We start from the raw sequence: 16931 nt of genomic DNA on the forward strand, positions 1-16931 counted from the left end.
GGCTTTCTTGACGGCCGCATTGTAATCTCATTATAGAAGAAAAGATAAGGATAAGTTATTGATCTTTCCAACGTTGCAAGATCATCGAGGTATTAATGCCACCGAAGCCAAAACTATTATTCATAATAATTTCAGGTTGGAAATGTACCTCAGTTTGTCCTGGTCTTTTAAAACGAAACTCAGGAGCAATATGCTCTAAATTAAAGGTAGGTGGCAGAAAGCCTTTTTCTAGCATTAGCGTACAAAAAGCCGCTTCAATAGCACCTGCAGCGCCACAGGCATGGCCGGTTAGGCTCTTGGTACTTGAAACATAAATAGATGTGATGTGATCACCAAAAATTCGCTCCATCGCCACATTTTCTACTTTATCACCAACAGGGGTACTGGTTGCATGGGCGTTGATATAATTTATTTGTTTGGCATCAATTTCTGCATCATGAATGGCTTCTTCCATAGCCAAAAATGCACCTTCGCCATTGGGATCAGGTTCAGTAATATGATAACCATCAGAAGCAATGCCATAACCAATAATTTCTGCGTAAATTTTTGCTTTGCGCTGTATCGCACTTTCTAGCGATTCCATCACAAACATTGCTGCTCCTTCTCCCAAAACAAATCCATCACGATCTTGATCAAACGGACGAGATGCGGCAACGGGTGTTTCATTTTTTCGAGATAAAGCACGCGCGGAGGAGAACCCAGCGATACTTAATGGCGTAATTGGTGCTTCGGCTCCGCCTACAATCCAGAGCTCATTACGTCCCATTTGAATTTCACGATAAGCATGCCCTATGGCTTGAGCGCCGCTGGCACACGCAGAAGAGATGGCAAAATTAGGGCCTTTGATGCCGTAACGCACGCAGATTTGTCCGCTGGCCAGGTTTGTAAGTACTGAAGGAATAAAAAATGGACTGACTTTTTTAGCACTTGCTTGCTCTAGATCCAAGGCAGTGTGTTCAATAGTATAAAGTCCACCAATTCCTACACCTACAGCGACCCCGGCTTTTTGCATCAGTTCTGGTGCAATGTCAGCATTTTGAATTGCCATGGAGGTTGCGGCCAGACACATTTGAATGAATCGATCGTTACGTCGGATTTCTTTGGGATCAAGAAATTCCTCTGGATGAAAGTCAGAAGCTTCTCCAGCAAATTGTACTGGTAATTTCTCAGTATCAAACTGGGTAATTTTTTTGATTCCTGGAATTGAGTTTTTTAAGGAATTCTCAATTTCTGCAAGCGAGACGCCAATAGGGGTTACTGCGCCAATTCCAGTAATAACTACCCGTTTTTTGGTTAAGGTAGTTGTGCGAGCGTACTTCATTATTTCGCCACTCCTAAAATTAATATTTCCAAAGCTAAGTTTTTTTGTTTTTGTATCCGATCAGGATCTTGTGTTGCTTGGGCAACTAACTGATTGCCAAAGCTAATACGGAAATAGACATGGTTTTTTTAATATTTAAAGCATCTGCTAAGTTTCGGCTTAGTATTTTCACTTTTTTCATCGAACAATAATCTAGCTAAATCATTTGCGGTCGCTTTTTCCTACCGCCTGATAGTATAGAACATGAACAGTCATTTGAACAGTGTTTATTCGCAAGTTTAGCCATTAAAAAGCATGAGTAGTGTTTGATAGGCTATGATTAATATATTAAGGTACCTTTGGATTTAAGCCATGAACAAATCCGATGAGTTTGTTTCCATTCCTCAAGATAAGGCTACTGTTCACGAAGCCAATGTGGAACATCATTTTGGCATTTTTGAAATGATGGGTTTGCGCCCATCACAAGAAGATGCTGCCGTGGCGCATTGGTTTGTAAAATCAGCATTTATGCAGTTAAGTCCACAGGAAATTGGCAAATGCTTATGGACTAGTTATAAGGTGATGAATCAACAATGCTGCCAATCATATCTCGCTGGAGCTACTGCTTCGACTACTGTTTATGATGGCAAGGGTAATTTTATTACAGCTAACTTAGGTGATTCAGTAGCGTTTGCTGTAATTTATGATCAAAAAGGGCAGATTGCTTTTGTTGCCCGTTTAAATAAAACGATTCATCATCCAGATTATGAATCCGAGCGATTGGCAAAAATCGCGGCGATGGTTGTTGGTGGCAGGTTGATAAGTACTTATGGTTCTTTAGCTTTGTCCCGTGCTATGGGGGATTCTGAGTATCGTCAATTTGGAGTTTGTGATGATGCTGAGATTAATATCAACACAATTGCCGAACTGACTCTAAATACACAAGGTAAATTGCAAATTATTATTACTTGCGATGGTTTTACTGAACCTTTAGCGAGTGAGAGTAAAGACGCTCATGAACAGTGGCTTCGTGAAAGCTTACAGGCTATTCACAATGTGGCCAATTTGTCTGAAGCTGATTTAGCAAAGCTTCTTGCTCAAAAAGCATTTAATGCTGGCTCTAGAGATAATATTTCAGTCGTGGTACAAACGCTGGTCACTGATGAACCTTTTTTAGTGGGGATTTATGATGGTCATGGGGGTAAGCAAACTTCTACCTATATTGCTCAACATATTATTTCTATTTTTGCTAAACAATGTGCTTTATCTCCTAAAGATTATGCCCGTCAACGTTTTAGTGCTCATCGCTATTTTGAAATTTACTGTCGTGATAATAAGGATGAAGCATTTTATCAAGAATGCTTTGCTAAAAAAATTGCACGTAGCGATGAATTGGCTCAATCTGGTGGCATTAATGAACATTTAAAAGCCTTGTTTGCTAAAAAAGATGATTTTATTGATAAAGTGGTCATTGCTGAAGAGGACATCGCTGCCCCAATGCGATCTTTGCTTTGTATCACTGAGCTTTGTGCTTTTATTGAGTCATTATGCACGCGTTATATGAGTTTAGAGCTTGATAAGCATGAGTTTTTAGCTTGTTTGTGCTATGTCTTAAAAAACTCTTCAAACTCTTTCAATGATGAAAAATATCGTTTTTTACCTTATGATTTTGTTAAACATCGCGAAAATGCACTATTTTTGCAAAATAATTGTGGCTTGGCAGACTGTCTAGATGCGTTATATCTTGCTGCCGAGGAATACTCTTGTGCTACTCCAGGCTTGATATCCTACAGTCTTTTTACGCCTACACAGACCATGTCCCCTGATGAAGATGCTCCTGATGCGAATTTTAAGCCCAAATAAACAACCAATGAGTATGATGATTGCTATTTGATTTCCAACATATACTAACTATATTTAAGTTATAAACTTTTGATAAGGACAAATAATATGGATACTGTAAAATCTAAGCCTAAGGCTCATATCACGAATACTGCTGAAGACTTAATCAATGAAGGTCTGAAAAAAGCTCATCAAACCGAGGAAAGTATTAAGGAATGCTCTGATCAGCTTTTAAGAAAAGTACAAGAGAATCCACTTACTTCAGTATTAATAGCAGGTGCAGTAGGCTTTTTATTAGCAAAAATTTTGAGAAAGTAATGGAAGCCTTAAAGCAAGTGGAAGGACTTATAGCAGCAAAATTATCGTTATTTAAGTCTGTGCTCACTTTAATGCGCCTGGAGGCTCGTTTAGCCAGTTTAAGCGTTTTTCCCATGCTATTAAGTATGTGCATGATTTTAATTGTACTAATGACGTTTTGGTTACTGATTTCTTTATTGATTGGTTATGGGATTTATTTTATTTCCAATAATTATTTATTAACTCTTTTTTTATTGTTTTTGTTGAATTTAGTGGTGCTTTTGGCCTTAGCTAAATTTCTGGCGGTCCAGGTAAAAAATATGAGTTTTGCAAAAACAAGATCTTATTTTTCTGAACAGGTGGGTAAGGGCGATGAGTTTACGAAAACAATTGCAAGCTCAAATTGCGGCAACCGACAAAAAGATACGCCAACAACAAGCTCAGGTGATGGCATATAAACACTATTTTGCTCAAGGAGCGGTCCATTATTCCTTGTTTATTGTTAGTGGTTTGCTTATTCCTTGTGTTTGGCTCGGATGGAAAGTGAGTGCCAAACAATGGGGATCTAAGATGTTGCTTGGCATTGTCGATTTGATGGTTGTTGCTTGCTCTAATTTTGCACATAAATTGTTAATGAACTATGTAAATCAGTTTTTGAAAAGTCAATGAAAAATAAATAAAAAATCCAAAGAACTATTAACTTTTTAGGAGCATTATCCAATAATACAGTTTTTATTGATTTTATTAAGGAAAGGATAATGCAACAACAAATGGAAAGGCCTCACATTCAATTAGCAGTGATGTCTCGTTGGTATGTTGTTTCACGTGCATTACACGCTGTTGCGCGTTTAGGAATTGCGAATCATATGTCCTTTGAGCCTATAACAGTAGATGAATTAGCTAAAGCAACAGGTACCCAGCCTCAAGCATTAGACAGAATATTAAAATTTCTCAGCGCCTATGAACTATTTCATTATCATGAGGGCGCCTATTCATTAACCGAATTATCCCAAGCACTTCGCGACGATGATCCTTATTCAATGCGTGATGTTTTATGCATGGTTGATGACAGTTGGTGGCAAGCTTTTTCCCAACTGGATACCAGTTTGCAAAGTGGTGTTCCTGCGTTTAATGAACAACATGGCGATGATTTTTTTAGCTTCCTCAGTAAAAATACTGCTAAACAACAAAATTTTGATCGGGGCATGGCAAAGCTTTCTTCTTATGATGTAGATGCCATCAGTAGAGCATATGATTTTTCCAAATGTTCTACCTTAGTCGATATGGGGGGTGGTCGTGGAGGCCTTGCTCAAGCAATTACTAAGTGTTATCCGAATGTGCAGGCTATTCTTTTTGATTCTCCAGCGGTCATTGAACAATTGGATTCAACTAATTTCTCTAAACAAATTACTCTGCATGCTGGTGATTTTTTCGCGGCCATCCCAAAAGCAAATGCTTATATTTTCAAAGGGGTTTTACATGATTTTAATGATCAAATGATGCAGCAAATCTTAAAAAATTGTGCGAAGCAAATGGATAAAGAGGCAACTTTATTTATTGCTGAGCAAGTAATGCCAGATGATATAAAACCCCATCCTAATAAAACTATGGATATTGTGATGATGGTCTTGTTAGGTGGAAGGCAGCGTACTTTAAGTGAATGGCAAAAATCTATTGAACTTGCAGGTTTTGCTTTAAAACAAAGCTATGAAACTAAAAGTTTGTTTACTTTAATGGAGTTTAAACCTATTTAAGACATCTATCCAGTTTGCAAGGCGAGGTATTCTGTAATAGCTCGCCATCCAGGAGTTGGCGACAAATGATCCACTGAATGTGGCATTATACTGTAATACCTAGTGGTGCCGATGGTCTTAATTATAAACCTTTATCGCCGTATTTAATAAGCACACTGAACTTGATTGACTAGCAACAATATAATCTGGAAGAGTAATTAATTTTACAACAACATGAAGCTTATCATCATTTGTAAGTCTATAAGTAACATTTTCCAAGATGGGCTTTTCAGGGTAAGCTGGATTGTTGGTAGTAATTGGTGAATTTGAGAACTGCAAGTAATTTTGGCGTAACATTACTGCTGTGGGTTTAGTATAAACAAGAATGTTACCAACAGGTGGTTTAGGGTCGCAAGCGTCGAAATTGATCACTAACTTAATATTTTTACCGCTACTCACGCTATTATAAATATCGCTGAAAGATTGTAACTCTTTAGCAAATGACGGAACTGATACCAATATCAATAACATTGCTAACATTTTATTCATAAAAATATTCTCAACATATATAACTTTCTAATATCAATTGATTGCAATTAAATCATAAATAATAGTGAGTTTCCACTCATATCATATGGGGGGATTATTTTTGAAGAAATCCCACTAATTAATAATGATATTATTGGTATCACCATGAAAAATAGAAGTATTGATCCGGAAGCAAAAGAGCAATTGCGTGTTATTCAGGAAAAAATACTTGAAATCTATAATCATGGTGCTGTAAAAGCCTTGGAACAAATTTCAAAGAGTAATTCTGCGCCTACCTCCACCCTCGTTAGTTTTAAGGAACTCGGAATATTTAGTGTACTATTTGGTCAGTATCCTGATATGAGTATTCCTGTTCGTCTAATTCAACCTGAGACGGGGGTTCTATTAGATAAAATATATAATAAAATCAAATATATAGGTGATCTTTATGCTTGCCATCGTTTAAGTCAATTACCTATAAGTGGGCCAAGAAATAGAATGTTAAAGGAATCTGTTACCTTATTTAGTGGACCATCAGTATTAGCTCATATCTTTAGTAAAAAAGAACCACATTTATTTAAAGCGATGTCATTTGATGGAAATAAGCTCTTTGATAATTTTCATTCTCATCAATCTTTACCTCTTGGCTCTAGTGTTGAGGCATTACAGACTAAATTTCACAAATTGGAGTATGTGACGCATCATGGTTGTCACATGGCCGTGAATTAATCCAAAAAAGAGAGGCTAAGTTGCATAGCGCGGCAAGCAAAATACAAACAATGTGGAAACAGCATAAAGCAGTTCCAAAAGATAAATCACCATCCGAGGAAAATCTAGATCGAGAAGGTCCACATCATAAAAGATAATTTGATCAACTATGTCTCAACTCATATGTTCACCTATATCGTATTGATTAATTTTTAATCTTTTATTTGTAAGCATTTCACGTAATGGTGTCAACTTAAAGCAATCATTTTTATTTTCCTCTTACTGCAGATGGAGCATGGAGCGAAAAATAGCATGGGGATCGTAGGTTTCTTTTAATTGATGCCAATCAAAATAACGTGCTCCAAAATGTTGCTTCCAGTAATTTGTATCCAAGGATTCGCCTAAAAACCCAGATAAATAACGTTTGCCACCAGCAGATAACAATTGCATATCTAATTTTTTTATGGTTTCAAGGCTGCCTGGAACCAAAGCCTTTGGCAACCCAGGATTAAGGATCATCATTGCAAAAATTTCCTCATCTTCCGGAAGCATTAAAAATCCTTTTGGCAAATCATGATTTGCTATCGCCACAATATGCACCACTGGGGCATAATACAACGGTAAGTTAATTAATAGCTCTTCTAAATGTTGTATTTGTGAGCCAGGGATAAAACATTCATACCATGGATGAGCTTGCTCCCATTGCCCAGTTGTTTTCATCGCATTAAAACGTGATTCATTACGCTGTAAATACGAATGAATGGATTCTTCTTGTACATGGGTCAATTTCCATGGTGATAATCCTAAGTCACTCAATTCAGGGGGATGTTGCTCATACTCTATGGACATATGTAAGGCATAAAACCATTGTGCAAAAGGTGTTCGGCCTTTCTCCGTTAGTCTCGTACCTTGCATGGCCGAGGTACAAAAAGACTCAATAAAATTAGCTTGATTTTGACATTGATGTAAATCATGTAGCCATGTTTCTTTATCTTCATACATCAAAAAGAAAGTGCGTACCAGGGGTTTGCAAGGCCTTAGGGTAATTTCTGCTCTAGTAATTAATCCAAAACGACCTTGTCCGCCAAGGCAAGCTTGCATTAAAGGAGATTGAGCATCAACCTGTACTAATTCTCCATTAGCTTGGATTACTTCTAAAGACCGAACATGCATGGTAGCACTACCATATTGAAAGGATGAGGCGCCAATTCCACCTACAGACAGTACACCACCGATTGATAAATCACAATTGTAAGGTACAACATAGGGCACTAATGAATATTTTAAGCTACGTGCTAATAGACCAGCCCAACTCGCATTAGCTTCAATCCAAATCGAATCTTGATTAGGTTCTTCTATGCGATTGAAATGTTTCATACTCAATACAAGGCCGCCTTGAGCAGCAAGCGATTGTCCACTTTGGCTCATGCCATTGCCACGAATGGTAATCGGAAGTCGTTGTTTGTAAGCATAGCTTATTAATTCTTGTAATTGCTCTTTGCTTGTTGGTTCGCAAATTGCTGCCGGGCGTGACTGCGCCAATTTACCAAAATCATGGTAATAAAGAGCAAGCGAATGCTCATCATTAAGCATTGCTCGCCCTAATTTTTGTTTACACTGAGCTATTTTCTGCAGATTCCATTGCATTTCTAATGGCAGCATTTTGTTCATTCCTTTGTTTTGCCAATTCAAGTCTACGATTACAAGCAATAATCAAACCATCAAACATTTTATTGAATGCTTCGTAGCAGTGATCGATCATTTTTAAGGCGTCTCGTTTGACATTTTGTGGGATTTGTCGCGCGAATAAAACACGCTCCATTTCTTTCTCAAACATGGCATGTGCCTTTTCTACCTCTAGATGAGCGTTAGAGAAATATTTCAGGTTCTTATCTTCACCAGTTTTTTGTACTTGTCTGGCGACCTTTTCAAAGAATACATGGCCTGAAGATTCAAGTGTTAGCAGTAAGGCAATATTAATATGTTCATTGTTTGATTTATATACTTCAGCAACCAATGCATAAGCAGCATCACGGGTTAATTGCGTTTCTTTACTGTATAACCAACTAACATCATTATTGTCACACGATTTATCCACACTAATCGTACCCATGTATTTTTTATCATGTAAAAACCATTTATCGTGTCCAGCATCTTCAAGGCGATGATGACGTGCTATTTTTTTTAAATAAGGATCAGTAACACGTTCTTCATTAATTCTTAAAATATCTTGGAAGGTCATTGCCCAAAAAGTAAGCTCGGGAACGAAATAACTGATTTCTTCTAAACTGTCTAATTGTTCCAAAATTGTGAAAAACGGATGATTTCTAAATTCTTGTTGTTTGGTATTAATATAATCTTGTATTACTTGCATAATAATCTCCATATCATAATTTTGGACAGTCCTACATCCAATTTGTTTTACTGTGGTTAATTTAATTTCGCCAATTTTTTGTCATAGAAATTAAGAAATTTTTCGACTTTTATCCAATCAATGTCGTCGATACTTTCTGCATTTTCACAAACCATTTCTAAAAATTCTGCCTGAATATCACCATATACTTGCGCTTTGGCATAAGGTGTGTTGGTAAACATGACCAATACATGTTTTGATACATAATGGTTGGGATAGCGTTGCATTAACACCTGTTCTAATTGTTTTTTTAAATTAAAATGAGGATTGCAAATATTGGTTTGGATTTCATAAAAATTATCCATAGACATTTGTGCAACCGCATCAGTATTCATTTTCCGAGTCTGATAAAAAGCAGGTATAACTTGTGCCCAATCATCGTAATATTTATCCAATAACTCGTTTAAAACATAGCAATCTTCAAAAGCGCTATTCATTCCTTGGCCAAAGAAAGGAACTATCCCATGAGCTGCATCACCAATGAGCATGCAATGATCCTGATAATACCAAGGATCGCATTTGATAGTGCTCATATTTCCAGTGGGGTGATGACTAAACTCAGTAATTAAATCAGGCATGGTTTTATAAACATCTGAAAATGATTCTTTAAAAAATTCATGAACTTTTGCTTCGCTCTCTAGTTCGGTAAAACTGTTTTTTCCTTCATGAGGTAAAAAGAGTGAGCCTGTAATTGAGCGATCACGATTGGGATTACCCAAGAGCAAGAATGCATCTCGTGGCCATAAGTGGAGGTGTTCATGGATTAGATGATTTTGTCCAGGACCACCAATTAATAATTCTTTATAACCATAAGTCAAAAAATTACGAGTAGCGCGGATAATTTTTTTCGCTTGTAACACGTCACGTACACAAGAAGAAGCTCCATCAGCGCCAATTAAGCACTGATAATTTTTACTGATCAAATCACCGTTAGCAGTTTCGAAAAACAAGATTTTCTTGTCAACATCCAAGCCTGATAATTTGGTGTTAAAATGAAATCTTACTTTCGGATATTTTTCTGTAACCTTTAATAAGAGCTTATTCAATTCACTTCGTTCAATAGCGTTAATGTATTCGTCATGGTGCCGCCCAAAGGATTGGTATTTAATTTGTCCCTGTATGTCATGAATGGCGCGAGCACGCATGGGCACTATCAATTCTTCGATTTCTGACATAATTCCAACACCGGCAAGACTCGTTAATCCACGGCAAGATAGTGCCAGGTTAATTGAACGTCCAATGTCTGCTTGTATGTAGCGCAGGTCAGGCCTGGCATCATAGACATTTAGGGTATAGCCTCTTTTTGCTAAATAGAGCGCAAGCAATGTTCCACATAAACCAGCGCCAATTATGGTTACATCGTTCATTCCCATCTCCGTTAGGATTTTGTCAGCGTTTCAATAATTGTTCATTTTTTTCAAACAGTTAGATTAATGAAATTTAGTGTAACGCGATTTCTTCCCCTAGCAAAAATTATGCCTATTTTAAAATTTTGCAAAAATTTCTTAGGTAATGTTTCTAAAGCTTGTTTTTGTTTTCAGATCAAATATTAAACTCTCTGTAAGTTTTATATCCTCTAAATTATAAGATTGCACTCTATTAGATTATTATTTAAAATCGAATTTCATTTTTTAAAACATGATTATTTATGCTTTTTTCAAGTCCATTCTTCCTGTTCATTTTTATGCCTCTTATTTTATTTTCATTTTTTATGGTGCCGTTAAAAGCTAAAAACACTGTTTTATTGATAGCGAGTTTTCTGTTTTATTTTTGGGGTGAACCCCGCTTCTTTTTTATTGCTGTATTATCTACATGTTGTGATTACTTTCTGTGCCAACAAATTTATCGCGCAAAAAAAAAATATCAAGCTCTTATTTTTTTAAAGATAGGAATAATTTTAAATGTGTTCATGCTATTTTATTATAAGTATCTTGATTTCTTTATTAGTTCTACTAATGCCTTTTCTTCTTATTTAAATTTTCAGCCTTTGGCTTTTTTTAATGTTGCGCTACCTATAGGGATTTCATTTATCGTTTTTGAAAAAATTACTTATTTGGCAGATGTATATCGTGGTATAGCTACACCAGCCAATTCATTAAAAAATTATCTTCTTTATATCTTTTTTTCCCAAAACTCTTGGCTGGTCCAATTGTCAAATACCATGATATTGCCACCCAGTTAAAAAATCATTCTCAAAGCTTGGAAAATTTTATCCAGGGTTTTAAGCGTTTTCTTTTAGGTATTATCAAGAAAGTATTGATTGCAGATACTGTGGCCGAATTAGCGGATAAGATTTTTTCTCTCCCTACCGAGCAATTGGGATTTTATAATGCGTGGCTTGGTCTTATCTGTTTTAGTTTACAAATTTATTTAGATTTTTCTGCCTATTCTGATATGGCTATTGGTTTAGCCAGGATGTTTGGATTTAATCTTCTCGAAAATTTCAACATGCCTTATCTTGCTACTAATTTTACTGATTTTTGGCGACGATGGCATATTTCTCTGTCAACCTGGATTCGTGAATACCTTTACTACCCATTGGGAGGCAATCGATATGGGACGTTTCGCACCTATTCTAATTTATGGATTTGTTTTCTAATTTCAGGATTATGGCACGGAGCGAACTGGAATTTTGTCATTTGGGGCGCTTATAATGGTTTATTTTTAATCTTGGATAAGCTCGGCTGGCTACGTATTAGTAGTTATTTACCTCGCTATGTCAATATCATGCTCACGTTAATTTTTGTGATGTTGGGATGGGCCATTTTTCGTACCAATTCCATAACCCAATTAGTAGACTTTTTAATGGCGCTTTTTTATCCTTCACGCGAAAGTGGTTTTATTTATATCACTAATGATATTTGGGCCGCTATAATTGCCGCTATTATTATCAGTTTTGTTCCTCACATGAATTCTATAAAATCATGGCATTTAGTAAGAAATAATCGCCTAATTGAACACTGGGTGATTAGCACGCTTTCTTTTTTTGCAATTTCCAGAGTAGTTGCTGCAACCTTCAAATCGTTTCTTTATTTTAGGTTTTAATTATGAGCATCGAATACACATCTAATGAACTTACACAAGAAATATCGAATAATTGGCTCATTTCTTTTAAAGAATTTTTGAAAACTTATCGGCAATTTATTCCTTTCTTTTTAGTCATGATTACCTTAGTGCTCCCACTTAATTTATTTGTTATAAAACAATTGGCAAGAGAGTTTCTTTTCTCAAACAAATCAACACAAGCGTTTCCCGGCTTTACCCTGGAAAAATTAATGAATAACAATCTACAAAAAGAATATGAAACTTGGTTTAATGATCATAATCCGCTGAAATCTATATTCACAAAATTCAATAATCAATTTTATTACACTCTTTTTTCAAAATCTCTTATGTATAGTTCAAATATTGTAATTGGCAAAAAAGGTTATCTTTATGAAAAGGATTATATTGATCACTATGCTAATCCCAATGAAATACCTTATGTACAAAAGCAATTTGATAAATGGGCAGTAGAGTTGCAAGAGGTAGCTGACTTCTTTACCAAACGCGGGCAAAAATTTATTTATCTTATTACCCCATCAAAAGCAACTTTTTATCCAGAATATATACCCGATAGTTATAAAAAAATTGTTACGAATCCTCGTCCTGAATACTTTTTAAAAATAGAAGCTCTAAGAAAAACACATATCCCTTATATTGATACCAGCAAATTAATGCTGGCTCATAAACAAAAATCATATGGAAATTTGCTTTTTCCACGAGGAGGTACTCATTGGACTATGCTTGGTGCTGCCTTGGCTGGCGAAAAAATCATTGAGTTAATTTCTCAGCAAACACAGATCTCTTTACCTCTTTTATCATTTTCTTACACTGTAAATACCAGGCCTATTGGTGTAGATAAAGATTTATTACAACTTTGCAAGTTACTTCTTTCACCAAAACACTATAATGTGCCGGCTGTTATTTTTAAGGCAAACAAGAAGCCATTACCCTTAAAGCTAGCAATCGTTGGGGGTAGCTTCACAAACTTTTTTAGAGATTTGTTTGCTAAAGCCAATTACTTTAGCAAATTAGATCATTATTATTATTTAATAGTAAATCATTATCAAATTTCTGGGCAAGGTAAAAAAATTGAAATTCCTATTAGCAGAGAGGATCCAGCTTCTTATCAAGATATCCTTGCTGCAGACGTTGTGATTCTTGAAGAAAATGAAGCTATTCCTTACTCCAATCATTTCAGAGAGCTTTATTTTAGGCTGTTAGGAAAATTCCCAGTTGATTAACTCATAAAAGGCTGTGAAATAGTATGATGCTGATCAAAATTACTGATTTAAGTCCATGAATTTATTTATTTTTTAACTATATTGAATTAAAAAGTCAGTAAGTTCTTTAGCTTTTTTCGGGGGGGTAAAATAATAGCCTTGAGCATAATCACATCCATGTTTTATAACAAATTCATGTTGTAATTCGGTTTCAATGCCTTCAGCCAAAACTTCGAGATTTAAACTGTGCCCCAAATTAATAATCGCACGGGCAATCGCAGCATCATTTTCTTTGTTAACTAATTCGTTGATAAATGAGCGATCGATTTTCAATTTATCAACGGGAAATTGTTTTAGATAAGAGAGACTTGAATAACCGGTTCCAAAATCATCAATGACCAATTTGGTACCCATGTCTTTTAATTCATACATCGTCTCAACAGCATGTTTTACATTCTCAACTAGTAAGCTTTCTGTTAATTCTAACTCTAGAAAGTGGGGTGATAAATCCGTCTGAGCTAAAATTTGTTTAATAATTCCTGGCAAATGAGATTGTCGTAACTGCCGGCCAGAGATATTTACTGCCATACTCAATTGCTTATAGCCTTGTTGATGCCAGCGCTTGAGTTGGTCGCAGGCTTCTTGCAACACCCACAAGCCAATTTCAAAAATTAAACCATTTTCTTCAGCCATACTAATAAATTCGGTAGGTGGAACAATGCCTAAAAGATGACTATTCCATCGTAATAGCGCCTCAAAACCGACGACTTTATTTTGAGTTAAATTAATTAGTGGTTGATAAACCAGGTGAAATTCTTTTTTGCGTAATGAATCACGTAGAGCATTATCCAGTTGCATGCGATTGATAATTCGAGTATTCATCTCTTTATCATAACTGCGATAGGTATTACACCCATTGTCTTTGGCATGGTACATTGATAAGTCGGCACTTTTCATCAGTGATTCATAATCATCACCGTCTTTAGGAAAGTAGCTGATGCCAATACTACCGGTAATTTTTAAATTATGTTGATCAATTTGAAGAGGTTTGGCGATGGCCTGTAGTATTTCATTAGCAACTTTTTGTGCTTGAAGTTCAGAGGCAATATCTTGCAACAGGATAACAAATTCATCACCACCCAAGCGACAAACGGTATCAAAATCATTAGTAGCAATGAGGAGGCGATTAGAAACGACTTGTAATAGTTTGTCTCCTATACTATGACCTAAAGTATCATTAATCATTTTAAAGCGGTCTAGATCCAGGAAAAGAAAAGCCAACATGAGGTTTTTCTTTTTCGTTTGTAAAATGGCTTGATCTACACGATCAATTAATAAAACTCGATTAGGTAAAGCCGTGAGTGAATCATGCGTTGCTTGTTTAATAAGTTGTTCTTCCATTTCTCGACGTTGGGTAATGTCATTGATGATACAGACGTAGTGTTTTACGTGGTCAAAGTAGTCGCATACTGGTGCTACACTGAGCTCACACCAGAAACTTTCACCACTGCGCTGATAGCTTTCAAGTTCTACGGTTTCTTCACGCCGTTCTTTAATGGCTAAATTAATGCGTTTGTAATTGACATGCTCCATCTTGCGTCCATGTAGAAATGCAAGATTTTGTCCAAGAATTTGTTGTTCTGAGTATCCAGTAATTCGTTCAAATGCTTTATTCACATAAATAATAGGTAAATTATCTTTAGTAATGTCAATAATTGCTACACCATGTGTACTCGCTTCAATTGCACGCTCACGTATGCGTAGTTCATCTTCATCCAGTAATTTTTGTGTAATGTCACGAAAACTATAGACGCGGCCAACAATTTCATTACCGATTTTTTGTGGTTTGGTAAAACGCTCAAAAATTCGCCCATCTTTAAAATGTAAAACAGGTAATTCACCTTGCCAGTCAGGATGGTTATACAGGTACTCCACGTCAGCGACTACCGCTTGTGGATTAGCAAGTTGTTCGAGAATGTATTCAAAACCGATACTTTCTTTACCAGATTCCAACATATGGGTAGGAATTCGCCACATTTCAACGAATTTTTGATTCCAATCTACGACTTGTCCATGGCCATTCACCATCATAATGCCATCATTGGTTGATTCAAGTGTGGCTCTTAATAACGATAAAGATTTTTCCAGATCCACATTTTTTTCCAGAATATCCTTGGTTTTAATACTAATATTCTCAGAAAGTGGGACATTAATGGTACGTTGGAATTCGGGTTGAGTATGATACCACTTTTCAAGAAGAGAAGATAGATTGGGGGTGAGGTTAATAATGCCAAGCTCTTCACAGACATTTGTAAGAGACGGTTCTCGACCTTGTTTTTTAATATGCTCAGCGGCTTTAGCAACTTTTTGGTAGTCTATTTCCTTTTTTCTGCTCATGGTTACCTACTATTCAGTGCCAATTAAGCTACCAATTTCTAAATTATTTATAAAGCAAAATAGTTTAATGCATATGATGTTTAAATTATATATCGTGCATCTGGATTTTGCTGTGTAAGGTTGGAAATTCATTTTTTTATTTTCATATTTTAATTATTAATCAATTAGTTAGATGGATAACCATTTTTTATTAGAATTGATGTACAGATTAGGATAATTTTTCAACATTTTTTTTTTAATTGGTCTATATTTTATTAAAGGATTTATAAAGCTCCTAACCTAAAACAAATATGTTGCGAGCGATATATGGAAATCATAGTCTAAATCTAACGAACAGGAGTGAAAATGAAAAAAGTAGAATCTATTCAATTAGCTACTCCAAGTGATCTGGATATTAAAGACCGTCGAGCTATAGCACGTGTTATTAATCCTCTTGTGGCTGATACATTCGCATTATACGTGAAAACCAAGAATTTTCATTGGCATATGTCGGGTAGTCATTATCGTGATTATCACCTTTTATTAGATGAACAAAGCGAGCAAATTTTTGATATGATCGACGTATTGGCAGAGCGTGTACGTAAATTAGGTGAGAAAACAATTCATTCTATAGGCCAGATTAAAGAATTACAAAAAGTTAAGGATGTGAATGAAACATTGTCTCCAACTGCCATGCTTAACGATCTTTTGCAAGATAATAAAGGCTTTTTAAGCCGTATGCGAGCAGCACATACGGTTTGCAGCGATGGAAATGATGTGGCAACTACCAGCATTTTGGAAAATTACATCGATGAAACTGAGCGAAGAATTTGGTTTTTATTTGAGACTTTAGCGAAGTAATTACATGCCTTCCACGCATTGTCATATGGTTTTATTGCTGTTTTCAGCAATAAAACCGCGCATCCGTTAAGAAGGGATTTATCAATTGCATCTATATGCAATCGTGCCTCTCATTATTTCAATCTTTCCATTGTCGTCAGTGAGCAAGTAATATCTTGCCTGCGAGCTAAGAAGTTCTAATTCATCAATAAGTTCTTGGATTTTATCTTTTCTACCACGTGCAGCACTACTGTCTTTTGTACGATAATTGTCTAATGCAGCCTTGAATCCGTTTACGTCAAAGTGATTTTCTTCAAAGTGCTCAAGAATGCATTGCAGTTTAAGAATTTGCGCATGTTTCTCTCTAGAATGATAAAAGCCAAAACAACCTTTTTGAATTTTCATAATATAATGCTCAATTTTTTTACGTAGGTCATGAAAATTGTTCGGGAGTTGTAATTGCGCTTCTATGATTTTTTGCTCACGTTTTGCAATGGCATTTTGCCCTTCTTGTAGCCAAGATAAATCGTTTGTTCTTCCTATGTCCATATTTTGCATTTTACTTGCTACATTTTTTGCATTTGCATTTGCATTTGCATTTGCATTTGCATTTGCATTTGCATTTGCAT

17 protein-coding genes are annotated in these 16931 nt (G+C 35.9%); 10 read left to right on the plus strand and 7 right to left on the minus strand.

Going from position 1 to position 16931, the window contains the following annotated elements:
* Window positions 1–55: 55 nt before the first annotated feature.
* The gene (fabF, locus tag QM652_RS07960; protein WP_415074577.1) at window positions 56–1321 is read right to left on the minus strand and encodes a beta-ketoacyl-ACP synthase II; all 1266 of its coding nucleotides are present in this window, start codon (window positions 1319–1321) and stop codon (window positions 56–58) included.
* A gap of 351 nt (window positions 1322–1672) precedes the next feature.
* Between fabF and QM652_RS07965 the strand changes: the two genes are divergently transcribed.
* The 5 genes from QM652_RS07965 (at window position 1673) to QM652_RS07985 (ending at window position 5193) form a co-directional block, all read left to right on the plus strand.
* The gene (locus QM652_RS07965; RefSeq protein WP_415074579.1) at window positions 1673–3163 is read left to right on the plus strand and encodes a PP2C family serine/threonine-protein phosphatase; all 1491 of its coding nucleotides are present in this window, start codon (window positions 1673–1675) and stop codon (window positions 3161–3163) included.
* An 87-nt stretch (window positions 3164–3250) separates the two neighbouring features.
* Window positions 3251–3460, plus strand: coding sequence for a hypothetical protein (locus QM652_RS07970; protein WP_415074581.1), 210 nt, complete (start codon window positions 3251–3253; stop codon window positions 3458–3460).
* Window positions 3460–3897, plus strand: coding sequence for a hypothetical protein (locus QM652_RS07975; RefSeq protein WP_415074583.1), 438 nt, complete (start codon window positions 3460–3462; stop codon window positions 3895–3897). The genes QM652_RS07970 and QM652_RS07975 overlap by 1 nt, the downstream gene beginning before the upstream one ends.
* The gene (locus QM652_RS07980; protein ID WP_415074585.1) at window positions 3887–4108 is read left to right on the plus strand and encodes a hypothetical protein; all 222 of its coding nucleotides are present in this window, start codon (window positions 3887–3889) and stop codon (window positions 4106–4108) included. Before QM652_RS07975 ends, QM652_RS07980 begins: the two co-directional genes overlap by 11 nt.
* Window positions 4109–4197: 89 nt before the next feature.
* A complete protein-coding gene (locus QM652_RS07985) occupies window positions 4198–5193 on the plus strand; it encodes a methyltransferase (protein WP_415074587.1) in 996 nt (331 codons plus the stop codon).
* 117 nt (window positions 5194–5310) lie between these two features.
* On the opposite strand, the gene QM652_RS07990 is transcribed toward QM652_RS07985, so the two are convergent.
* A complete protein-coding gene (locus tag QM652_RS07990) occupies window positions 5311–5721 on the minus strand; it encodes a VirK family protein (protein WP_415074589.1) in 411 nt (136 codons plus the stop codon).
* 144 nt (window positions 5722–5865) lie between these two features.
* Here QM652_RS07990 and QM652_RS07995 point away from each other — a divergent pair, with 144 nt between their 5' ends.
* On the plus strand, window positions 5866–6429 hold the full coding sequence (locus QM652_RS07995) for a hypothetical protein (RefSeq protein ID WP_415074591.1): 564 nt from the start codon (window positions 5866–5868) through the stop codon (window positions 6427–6429).
* Between the two features lie 258 nt (window positions 6430–6687).
* On the opposite strand, the gene QM652_RS08000 is transcribed toward QM652_RS07995, so the two are convergent.
* From QM652_RS08000 to QM652_RS08010, 3 genes are read right to left on the minus strand one after another with little or no spacing between them, the layout of a single operon-like run.
* Complete coding sequence (locus tag QM652_RS08000) at window positions 6688–8070, minus strand: FAD-binding protein (RefSeq protein ID WP_415074593.1); 1383 nt, start codon at window positions 8068–8070, stop codon at window positions 6688–6690.
* Entirely contained in the window at window positions 8021–8782 is a 762-nt protein-coding gene (locus tag QM652_RS08005; protein WP_415074595.1) for a hypothetical protein, read from the minus strand. Before QM652_RS08005 ends, QM652_RS08000 begins: the two co-directional genes overlap by 50 nt.
* A gap of 56 nt (window positions 8783–8838) precedes the next feature.
* Window positions 8839–10188 carry an FAD-dependent oxidoreductase gene (locus tag QM652_RS08010; protein ID WP_415074597.1) on the minus strand — a complete coding sequence of 450 codons (1350 nt, stop codon included), beginning with the start codon at window positions 10186–10188 and terminating at the stop codon, window positions 8839–8841.
* Between the two features lie 542 nt (window positions 10189–10730).
* Here QM652_RS08010 and QM652_RS08015 point away from each other — a divergent pair.
* The 3 genes from QM652_RS08015 to QM652_RS08025 are packed head-to-tail and all read left to right on the plus strand — an operon-like array spanning window position 10731 to window position 13107.
* Window positions 10731–11003, plus strand: coding sequence for a hypothetical protein (locus QM652_RS08015; protein WP_415074613.1), 273 nt, complete (start codon window positions 10731–10733; stop codon window positions 11001–11003).
* Entirely contained in the window at window positions 10958–11866 is a 909-nt protein-coding gene (locus QM652_RS08020) for an MBOAT family O-acyltransferase (protein ID WP_415074599.1), read from the plus strand. The genes QM652_RS08015 and QM652_RS08020 overlap by 46 nt, the downstream gene beginning before the upstream one ends.
* Before the next feature lie 2 nt (window positions 11867–11868).
* Window positions 11869–13107, plus strand: a complete 1239-nt coding sequence (locus QM652_RS08025; protein ID WP_415074601.1) for an alginate O-acetyltransferase AlgX-related protein — start codon at window positions 11869–11871, stop codon at window positions 13105–13107.
* A gap of 72 nt (window positions 13108–13179) precedes the next feature.
* On the opposite strand, the gene QM652_RS08030 is transcribed toward QM652_RS08025, so the two are convergent.
* On the minus strand, window positions 13180–15483 hold the full coding sequence (locus QM652_RS08030) for an EAL domain-containing protein (protein WP_415074603.1): 2304 nt from the start codon (window positions 15481–15483) through the stop codon (window positions 13180–13182).
* A gap of 345 nt (window positions 15484–15828) precedes the next feature.
* On the opposite strand from QM652_RS08030, the gene QM652_RS08035 reads away from it, so the two are divergent.
* Window positions 15829–16323, plus strand: coding sequence for a Dps family protein (locus QM652_RS08035; RefSeq protein ID WP_415074605.1), 495 nt, complete (start codon window positions 15829–15831; stop codon window positions 16321–16323).
* 81 nt (window positions 16324–16404) lie between these two features.
* Here QM652_RS08035 and QM652_RS08040 read toward each other — a convergent pair.
* Window positions 16405–16931: hypothetical protein (locus QM652_RS08040; protein ID WP_415074607.1), on the minus strand; the 527-nt coding region annotated here is incomplete at its 5' end.

Source organism: Legionella sp., assembly GCF_047605385.1.
In the GTDB taxonomy this organism is placed as follows: Bacteria; Pseudomonadota; Gammaproteobacteria; order Legionellales; family Legionellaceae; genus Legionella.

Excerpts from the sequence above, each read along its gene's own strand:
- QM652_RS08035 (WP_415074605.1), top strand. The coding sequence starts at position 15,829 with ATGAAAAAAGTAGAATCTATTCAATTAGCTACTCCAAGTGATCTGGAT.
- QM652_RS08025 (WP_415074601.1), top strand. The coding sequence starts at position 11,869 with ATGAGCATCGAATACACATCTAATGAACTTACACAAGAAATATCGAAT.
- QM652_RS07970 (WP_415074581.1), top strand. The coding sequence starts at position 3,251 with ATGGATACTGTAAAATCTAAGCCTAAGGCTCATATCACGAATACTGCT.
- QM652_RS07995 (WP_415074591.1), top strand. The coding sequence starts at position 5,866 with ATGAAAAATAGAAGTATTGATCCGGAAGCAAAAGAGCAATTGCGTGTT.
- QM652_RS08005 (WP_415074595.1), bottom strand. The coding sequence starts at position 8,782 with ATGCAAGTAATACAAGATTATATTAATACCAAACAACAAGAATTTAGA.
- QM652_RS07990 (WP_415074589.1), bottom strand. The coding sequence starts at position 5,721 with ATGAATAAAATGTTAGCAATGTTATTGATATTGGTATCAGTTCCGTCA.
- QM652_RS08015 (WP_415074613.1), top strand. The coding sequence starts at position 10,731 with ATGCTATTTTATTATAAGTATCTTGATTTCTTTATTAGTTCTACTAAT.
- QM652_RS07965 (WP_415074579.1), top strand. The coding sequence starts at position 1,673 with ATGAACAAATCCGATGAGTTTGTTTCCATTCCTCAAGATAAGGCTACT.
- QM652_RS07985 (WP_415074587.1), top strand. The coding sequence starts at position 4,198 with ATGCAACAACAAATGGAAAGGCCTCACATTCAATTAGCAGTGATGTCT.
- QM652_RS08000 (WP_415074593.1), bottom strand. The coding sequence starts at position 8,070 with ATGCTGCCATTAGAAATGCAATGGAATCTGCAGAAAATAGCTCAGTGT.
- QM652_RS07975 (WP_415074583.1), top strand. The coding sequence starts at position 3,460 with ATGGAAGCCTTAAAGCAAGTGGAAGGACTTATAGCAGCAAAATTATCG.
- QM652_RS08030 (WP_415074603.1), bottom strand. The coding sequence starts at position 15,483 with ATGAGCAGAAAAAAGGAAATAGACTACCAAAAAGTTGCTAAAGCCGCT.
- QM652_RS07980 (WP_415074585.1), top strand. The coding sequence starts at position 3,887 with ATGGCATATAAACACTATTTTGCTCAAGGAGCGGTCCATTATTCCTTG.
- fabF (WP_415074577.1), bottom strand. The coding sequence starts at position 1,321 with ATGAAGTACGCTCGCACAACTACCTTAACCAAAAAACGGGTAGTTATT.
- QM652_RS08010 (WP_415074597.1), bottom strand. The coding sequence starts at position 10,188 with ATGAACGATGTAACCATAATTGGCGCTGGTTTATGTGGAACATTGCTT.